The 7719-nt window shown below is 53.4% G+C and carries 8 protein-coding genes and 1 pseudogene; 3 read left to right on the plus strand and 6 right to left on the minus strand.

All coding sequences use genetic code 11. The features are described 5' to 3' along the window. Positions 1-136: 136 nt before the first annotated feature. The 6 genes from citG to citC are packed head-to-tail and all read right to left on the minus strand — an operon-like array spanning position 137 to position 5337. Positions 137-1045, minus strand: coding sequence for a triphosphoribosyl-dephospho-CoA synthase CitG (citG, locus tag ABVM99_RS18795; protein WP_001103238.1), 909 nt, complete (start codon positions 1043-1045; stop codon positions 137-139). Beyond that, entirely contained in the window at positions 1023-1574 is a 552-nt protein-coding gene (gene citX / locus ABVM99_RS18800) for a citrate lyase holo-[acyl-carrier protein] synthase (protein WP_000679050.1), read from the minus strand. The genes citG and citX overlap by 23 nt, the downstream gene beginning before the upstream one ends. Further along, positions 1574-3094, minus strand: a complete 1521-nt coding sequence (citF, locus tag ABVM99_RS18805; RefSeq protein WP_000665573.1) for a citrate lyase subunit alpha — start codon at positions 3092-3094, stop codon at positions 1574-1576. Before citF ends, citX begins: the two co-directional genes overlap by 1 nt. A 10-nt stretch (positions 3095-3104) precedes the next feature. Then, complete coding sequence (citE, locus tag ABVM99_RS18810; RefSeq protein WP_023194853.1) at positions 3105-3974, minus strand: citrate (pro-3S)-lyase subunit beta; 870 nt, start codon at positions 3972-3974, stop codon at positions 3105-3107. Further along, entirely contained in the window at positions 3971-4264 is a 294-nt protein-coding gene (citD, locus tag ABVM99_RS18815) for a citrate lyase acyl carrier protein (RefSeq protein WP_000691461.1), read from the minus strand. The genes citE and citD overlap by 4 nt, the downstream gene beginning before the upstream one ends. Positions 4265-4293: 29 nt before the next feature. After that, the gene (gene citC, locus ABVM99_RS18820) at positions 4294-5337 is read right to left on the minus strand and encodes a [citrate (pro-3S)-lyase] ligase (RefSeq protein ID WP_072101863.1); all 1044 of its coding nucleotides are present in this window, start codon (positions 5335-5337) and stop codon (positions 4294-4296) included. Between the two features lie 244 nt (positions 5338-5581). Between citC and citS the strand changes: the two genes are divergently transcribed. The 3 genes and pseudogenes from citS to ABVM99_RS18835 all read left to right on the plus strand — a co-directional run. Then, positions 5582-6922: a citrate/sodium symporter CitS gene (gene citS, locus ABVM99_RS18825; RefSeq protein WP_000183602.1), complete on the plus strand. Its 1341-nt coding sequence runs from the start codon at positions 5582-5584 to the stop codon at positions 6920-6922. A gap of 158 nt (positions 6923-7080) precedes the next feature. Beyond that, complete coding sequence (locus ABVM99_RS18830) at positions 7081-7320, plus strand: oxaloacetate decarboxylase subunit gamma (RefSeq protein WP_001001155.1); 240 nt, start codon at positions 7081-7083, stop codon at positions 7318-7320. Positions 7321-7335: 15 nt separating this feature from the next. After that, positions 7336-7719 (plus strand): annotated as a pseudogene (locus ABVM99_RS18835) (oxaloacetate decarboxylase); the annotation flags it as partial.

Genomic DNA, 7719 nt, shown 5'->3' on the forward strand with positions numbered 1-7719 from the left:
AACCAGCGCGCCCGGAGGCCGCCATCTAAAATCGCCGATAATTAGAAATTAATGATAAACAGGGAGCGATATCAGTAAAAGACATGATTCATCCCGCAGGATGAATCATTGCTGGAGAGAATGAAAGAAGAGAAACTTACTCAGGATAGAGGGAACCGGCAGGAAAATGACTTAAAAACCAGGTCACTGCCAGTAAATCCGCGCTACCGCCAGGGCTTAAGTTACGCAGGATGAGTTCATCATCGAGGGACTGCATCGCTTCAATGCCCCCCTCAACCAATACGCCCCCTTGCCACAACAATTTTTGTGCCTGCTGCTGCACGTAGTAAAGCCCTTCCAGGCCTCCCCGTGACACCAGATTGGTATCATCATTCCACGCCATCAGATGCAACAATGTTTGCAGCAGGGCAAGATGGGTATCGTCATGCTCCTGCACGACCCGGTTAAACACCGGCAAAGCCTGCGTTCTGACGGTTCGAAAACCGCTTTCCGCTTCTCCCCGCGCGCCCGACAGGCCATAACACTGGAAATGGGTTTCACTCTTTGTCAGTTTTCCCGCTTTTTTTGCTGAGAGCTCGTGGGCAACAATATTCCGACTCAGGCGGGCAACCTGGTCGCAGATACGATTTTGCTCCAACGGTTCTCCCCGCGCGAGAAGTCGGCCAATCGCTGCGCTCAGCAGGCCAAAAGCGAAAATCGCCCCGCGATGGGTATTCACACCATTGGTCGCCTGTAGCATATCGTTCTCACAGGCCATCCCCAGCGGACGCAGCATCACCAGGACATTTTCTGCCGCCAGCGCCGCCGTGTTGTTGCCCATGATAAAAAACTTTTCCATCCATGGAGCAATGGCGGTAGTGCTACGTTCAAATGCCGCCAGATCCATATCCCTATGCGCTCCCGAATTACGAATATCGACCAGACCGGGTTTTGGTGTCAGCCTGGCTTCCGTCAGCAGCGCTCTTGCAACCAACCCATTAAGTTCGCCAGCCGCCAGCGATGAGTACGCTGGCGTACGCCGTTCAGTCACAACGCTCACGTTCATAGCATTCAATCCTTCGTGCAATTTCATCCAACAAAAGGTCAAGGGTGTGATGCTTGCCCCGGGCACAGAGATGAGCATCCTGCTGGCATATCAAACATGGCCGGGCAGGATGCCCGAGTTCACGGCGTGATAGCGACTTACCGTCGCTATCAATAATGTCGATGTCCCAAAGCCGCCCTAACGGATGGCTCATCTCTAGTGTCGACATGTGCTGTTTCAACGCCATTGCCGGCGCACAGACCGCTGCCATCCATTCCGGGCCGCTGCGTTCATTTACCTGCATTTCCCAGACGTTGACCCACTCCTTCTGTTCGCAAAGCGCCAGTATTTCGGCAATTGCGTAATCGGCGACACGCCGCCAGACCGCTGAGTTTTTAACGGCGCCCGGTGCAACCAGCGTGAGGGAAATCAACGGTAGCCGATAGCAGTTCAACGCCTGACGCTGCCTGGCGGCACGTTTATCGCGCGCTTGTAGCATCTCCTCCAGCGTAACTGCCTGGCCCTGGTACAGCAGGTCTGTGCCCTTCATCAGCCTTTAACCTGGCGAATCACGTCAATCACTGAACCGTCGCGATAACGCACCACAGCCACCACCCGATCGGTAAACTCAATCGGCTGCGGTTTACCGGTCAGTTGCTCAGCGCGCTGTTGCAGTTGTTCGATGGTCATCAGCGCCACGCCCGCAGCACGCAGGTTATCAAGCAGATCCTGACGCGCAGGGTTCACTGCAATACCATGGTCGGTAACCAGCACATCAACACTTGCCCCAGGCGTGACGGTAGTCAGCACTTTTTCCACCACGCATGGGATTCGGCCACGGACCAGCGGTGCGGTAATAATGGTGAGATCGGCCCCTGCTGCCGTATCGCTATGGCCGCCCGATGCGCCACGCAGTACGCCGTTTGAACCGGTCATCACGTTAACGTTGAAATTCACGTCAATTTCCAGTGCGCTCAGCATCACCACATTCAGGCGTTCGCATGCCGCGCCTTTAGAGGCGGGGTTCGCGTATTGATTGGTTGAGATTTCAATATGATGTGGATTCTGCGCCAGCGAACGGGCTGCATCGCCATCGAATGATTGCGTATCCAGCAGCGCTTTGATCAACCCTTTCTCATGCAGATCCACCATGGTGCCGGTGATCCCGCCCAAGCCAAAACTCGCCGTAATGTTGTGGCGACGCATTTTGTCTTCCAGGAAACGGGTGACCGCCAGAGAAGCGCCACCGGTGCCGGTTTGCAGCGAGAAACCATCACAAAAATAACCTGAGTGTTCGATCACATTGGCCGCCTGCCGGGCGATCAACAGTTCACGCGGGTTGCTGGACAGACGAATCGCGCCCGCAGTGATTTTTTCCGGATCCCCTACTTCGTCCACCTGTACGATCAAATCAACCTGATCCTGCGCGATACTGGCCGGATAATTGGGGAATTCGACCCACTCTTCAGTCAGGAGCACCACACATTTAGCGTACTGCGCATCAACCTGCGCATACCCCAAAGAGCCGCAGCGTGACTTGCCGCTAAAGCCGTTCGCATTACCAAATTCGTCGCAGCACGGCACGCCGAGGAAAGCGACATCAATATTCAGCTCACCGCTCTGAATCAGTTTTACGCGGCCGCCGTGAGAGTGGATCTGTACCGGGTTTTCCATCAGGCCAGCGGAGATCTCTTCCCCTAACTTGCCGCGCAGCCCGGAGGTATAAATCTGCCGCACCACGCCATTTTTAATGTGTTCGATAAGCGGCCAGTGGGCATCGATTAATGAGCTGGAGGCAAGCGTCAGATCGCGGAATCCCATTTCCGCCAGTTTCGCCATCACCATATTGACAACTTTGTCGCCACCACGAAACGCATGGTGGAAGGATATCGTCATGCCATTTTTAAGCCCGGAACGACGGATAGCCTCTTCAAGCGAGTCACAAATTTTACGCCGACGCTTTTCCGTTTCACTGGCAAGCCACGGGCTGTTCGCTGTTACCCCCTGGTAGGGCTGTAATCCTTCCGGTACGACATATTGCTGGTTGAGCATGGTTACAGTCTCTTTCATGGTTCCTTCCTTAATCACGAATACCGGAAGCCGACAGCGCCACCACTTTGCGCGCGTGGTCGATAATCGGGCCGTCAATCATTTTGCCGTTGAGTGAAACGACGCCCAGACCGCGAGACTCAGCCTCTTCAGCGGCGGCAATCACCTCATACGCATGCTCAACTTCTTTACGTGTCGGAGAATAAGCCTGATGTAACAGCTCAATCTGACGTGGGTTCACTAAGGACTTACCGTTAAAACCAAGCCTTTTCGCCAACTGCACTTCCTTCAGGAAGCCTTCTTCATTATTGATATCCGACCAAACGACATCATAGGCGGCAATACCCGCAACGCGCGCCGCATGCAGCACTGCGCAGCGGGCGTAGAACAGCTCGGTGCCATCGCCCCGGCTGGTGCCCATATCCATCACGTAATCAAATGCCGCCAGCGCAATTGCCACCATGCGCGGGCTGGAGGTGGCGATGTCGACGGCATTGACCACGCCTTTCGCTGATTCGATCGCCGCCATCAGCCTGGTACTGCCGACTTCACGTCCACATTCACGTTCGATCCGTTCAACCTGCGCTTCCAGCTCCAGCACATCGTTTTTGCTGTCGGTTTTCGGCAGACGCACGATATCCGCGCCACCACGCACGACAGCCTCAAGATCGGCCAGACCAAACGGCGTGTTCAGTGGATTAATGCGCACCACTTTTTCAACATCCTGATAGAACGGATGTTGAAGCGCGTGATGAACCAAAAGACGGGCGGTATCTTTCTCACGTAACGCTACGGCGTCTTCTAAGTCGAACATCACCGCGTCCGCACCGTAGACAAACGAGGTGCTCAACATGGCCGCATTTGCGCCGGGAATAAACAACATACTGCGACGAGGTCTCATAACGCACTCCATTGAATTTCCGTTTGTTCTGCAGCGCGCAGCGCCGCCGCCTGCACTCGGGCGCGTAAAATGCACTCCAGCGCGCCTTTGTCATCGACGCTAACCAGCGCGCGTTCAACGCCGAGTTTCGCCAGCGTTTCCCGAACCACCTGCTCAATCGCCGCGCCAAACTGCTGCTTCACCAGACTCTCTAGCTCCAGCCGAATTCCTGGCTCGCTGGATGGACCAATCCTGATCATCACATCGCTGGATTCCAGCGTGCCTGCCAGGGCATCTTTAATGATTTTCATTAGTTATGTTCCTTGTTAACGGTGTTACGTCATATGGTTTCAGTGTGTCTGGCGGCATGCCGCTGCAGATATGCCAGGGTGCCAGCAGGCACCAGCGCGCTTATCGCTGGCCAATTACGTTCGCTATACAGTTTTCTGACGCGAGAGGCGGAAATAGCCACGCCGTTTTTCTCCACCCGCGCCAACTCGACGACCTCAATAACCGGGCCGCTACGCTTCGGATCGTGCAAAATGTCGTGCATTCGCTGGTTATAGGCACAGGTCAGCGGACAAAACGGCTCACTGCCGACAAAACGATGGGTAATCCCCAGCGCTGGAGCCAGATGTTCACGGAAGAGTTGCAGATCGATCTGGCAATGGCAGTCGTCCACAACCCCTTTTTCTTTGAGGAAATAGCCGGGAAACGTCGCACGCGAGATCATATAAGCGGAGCCGGAATGCAACGTGACGTTGTCAATGCCCGCGATTCCTTGTTCGATCAGCGCCCAACGGTCGGTATAGGAAAAAAATGAAGCATCTTCTTTGACTACAAACAGATGCAACCAGTCACAGGCCGCAGCCGCTTGCTCCACCAGATAACGGTGGCCCAATGTAAACGGATTGGCGTTCATGACGATGGCGCCGATCGTTTTTCCCGGTTGACGATAAAGCGCCAGTTGGCGACAAAAGCGCGCTAACCGTTCACTGCTGTTCTCCATTAACACCGCCAGCTCACCTGCCTGCGCAATGGGCCAAAACCCCGCGCCAGAAAACAGCAACCGATTTTGCGGCTTAGTGAACAGGAAAAGCTCGCTGCGGTTTAACTCGTAGGCCAATGTAAGCAGCTCAGTCAGCAGTTTGAGGCTGAGCCCTTCCCCTTGTAAAACCGGGGAAACGGCGATGCATTTCAGTACGTTTCCGGCCAGCGAGCCGCATCCAACTATCTCACCCTGCCAATATGCGCATACTGCGATTTCACAATCATCTTCCAGGGCGAGTCCCACGCCCTCCAGAAACATGGCGACCGACTCGCGACGCAATACATCCTTTTGCAAATAAATGCGTTTAAATATTAGATTCACTCTATTCTGCATCCGTCAGCAAATAACGTCGCATATTTCGCCAGCGTTTGTATTACTCGTCTGGAATAGACATCACACTTTCCCCCTTGCTTTTATAAGCTTTATGGTTTTTATTTCCTTAATTAACCAGAGTTAATAAAAATAATTAAATTAATTAAAAACACAACCATTCAGTGAAGATAGTCACATCTCACGGTTCATTGAATTTATTAGTATGCGCGGGTCTTGTTACCCATCAATACACAGGAAAATGTTTATGACCAACATGACCCAGGCTTCGGCGACGGAGAAAAAGGGGGCCAGCGATTTACTCAGATTCAAAATCTTTGGTATGCCGCTACCGCTTTATGCCTTTGCATTAATTACTTTATTACTGTCTCATTTCTATAACGCTATACCGACTGACTTAGTCGGTGGTTTTGCTCTTATGTTTGTTATGGGGGCCATTTTTGGTGAAATCGGCAAACGTTTACCGATCTTCAATAAATATATTGGCGGCGCACCGGTTATGATATTTCTGGTTGCAGCTTATTTTGTCTATGCTGGCATATTTACGCAGAAAGAAATTGATGCGATCAGCAACGTAATGGATAAAAGCAACTTCCTTAACCTGTTTATCGCAGTGTTGATCACAGGCGCGATCCTGTCGGTAAACCGTAAGCTGCTATTAAAATCACTGCTGGGCTATATCCCAACCATCCTCGCCGGGATTGTCGGCGCGTCCCTTTTCGGTATCGTCATTGGTCTGTGCTTCGGTATCCCGGTCGACCGTATCATGATGCTGTACGTTCTGCCGATTATGGGCGGTGGTAACGGCGCGGGCGCCGTGCCTCTGTCTGAAATTTATCACTCGGTTACCGGACGTTCTCGCGAAGAGTATTACTCAACGGCTATTGCTATTCTGACCATTGCGAATATCTTCGCCATTATTTTCGCCGCCCTCCTCGATATGATAGGCAAAAAATACACCTGGCTTAGCGGTGAAGGTGAATTGGTTCGTAAGGCTTCCTTCAAAACCGAAGATGATGAAAAGGCCGGTCAGATTACCCATCGTGAAACGGCGGTTGGCATGGTGCTATCCACCACCTGCTTCCTGCTGGCCTATGTTGTTGCCAAGAAAATTCTGCCAAGCATCGGCGGCGTCTCTATTCACTACTTCGCCTGGATGGTCCTGATTGTTGCTGCGCTGAACGCATCAGGTCTTTGCTCACCGGAGATTAAAGCCGGGGCGAAACGTCTTTCTGACTTCTTCTCCAAACAGCTACTGTGGGTGCTGATGGTAGGTGTGGGTGTTTGCTACACCGATCTGCAAGAGATCATCGATGCCCTGACGTTCGCCAACGTCGTTATCGCCGCGATCATTGTGGTCGGCGCAGTCGTCGGCGCAGCTATCGGGGGCTGGTTGATTGGCTTCTACCCGATTGAATCATCCATTACTGCGGGTCTTTGTATGGCCAACCGCGGCGGCTCCGGCGATCTGGAAGTGCTCTCCGCCTGTAACCGTATGAACCTCATTTCATATGCACAAATTTCCTCTCGTCTGGGCGGCGGTATTGTGCTGGTTATCGCTAGCATCGTGTTCAGCATGATGGTGTAAAAAAACGCACGGCGGTGTCTTTGCCGCAAACGACCTGGAGAAAAGTAGAGGCCAAAGCCAGAGGTGGCCAAGGGAAATCCACTCTACTCCTTAGCCGGATTCACCAGGAAGGTTGTCGTCAAGGCCACCGTCGTGCCTCTCATTATGGAAAATGATTCATGAATGAAGCTGTACTACTGGGTGAAGGTTTCACCCTGATGTTTTTAGGGATGGGGTTCGTACTGAGCTTTCTGTTCCTGCTCATCTTTGCTATTCGCGGCATGTCTGCCGTGATTACTCGCTTCTTCCCGGAACCCGTCGCCGCGCCCGCACCGCGCGCCGTTCCCGTCGTGGACGACTTCACCCGCTTAAAGCCGGTGATTGCCGCCGCCATTCACCATCACCGCCTTAACGCTTAATTCCCGGAGGGATCCATGACTATTGCCATTACCGATGTCGTCCTGCGCGACGCTCACCAGTCCCTGTTCGCCACCCGCCTGCGCCTTGATGACATGCTGCCGATTGCCGCCGCGCTCGATGACGTGGGCTACGGGTCGCTGGAGTGCTGGGGCGGCGCCACCTTTGACGCCTGTATCCGCTTTCTCGGCGAAGACCCGTGGCTGCGCCTGCGCGAGCTTAAAAAGGCCATGCCCAAAACCCCGCTGCAGATGCTGCTGCGCGGCCAGAACCTGCTCGGTTATCGCCACTACGCCGATGATGTGGTGGAGCGTTTTGTTGAGCGGGCGGTGAAAAACGGCATGGACGTGTTCCGCGTCTTCGATGCCATGAACGACCCGCGCAATATGAAATCCGCATTA

The organism is Salmonella sp. SJTUF15591 (assembly GCF_043356435.1).
In the GTDB taxonomy this organism is placed as follows: domain Bacteria; phylum Pseudomonadota; class Gammaproteobacteria; order Enterobacterales; family Enterobacteriaceae; genus Salmonella; species Salmonella enterica.

Coding starts and splice junctions, on each gene's coding strand:
- citS (WP_000183602.1), top strand. CDS start 5,582: ATGACCAACATGACCCAGGCTTCGGCGACGGAGAAAAAGGGGGCCAGC.
- citG (WP_001103238.1), bottom strand. CDS start 1,045: ATGAACGTGAGCGTTGTGACTGAACGGCGTACGCCAGCGTACTCATCG.
- citX (WP_000679050.1), bottom strand. CDS start 1,574: ATGAAGGGCACAGACCTGCTGTACCAGGGCCAGGCAGTTACGCTGGAG.
- citE (WP_023194853.1), bottom strand. CDS start 3,974: ATGAGACCTCGTCGCAGTATGTTGTTTATTCCCGGCGCAAATGCGGCC.
- citD (WP_000691461.1), bottom strand. CDS start 4,264: ATGAAAATCATTAAAGATGCCCTGGCAGGCACGCTGGAATCCAGCGAT.
- citF (WP_000665573.1), bottom strand. CDS start 3,094: ATGAAAGAGACTGTAACCATGCTCAACCAGCAATATGTCGTACCGGAA.
- ABVM99_RS18830 (WP_001001155.1), top strand. CDS start 7,081: ATGAATGAAGCTGTACTACTGGGTGAAGGTTTCACCCTGATGTTTTTA.
- citC (WP_072101863.1), bottom strand. CDS start 5,337: ATGCAGAATAGAGTGAATCTAATATTTAAACGCATTTATTTGCAAAAG.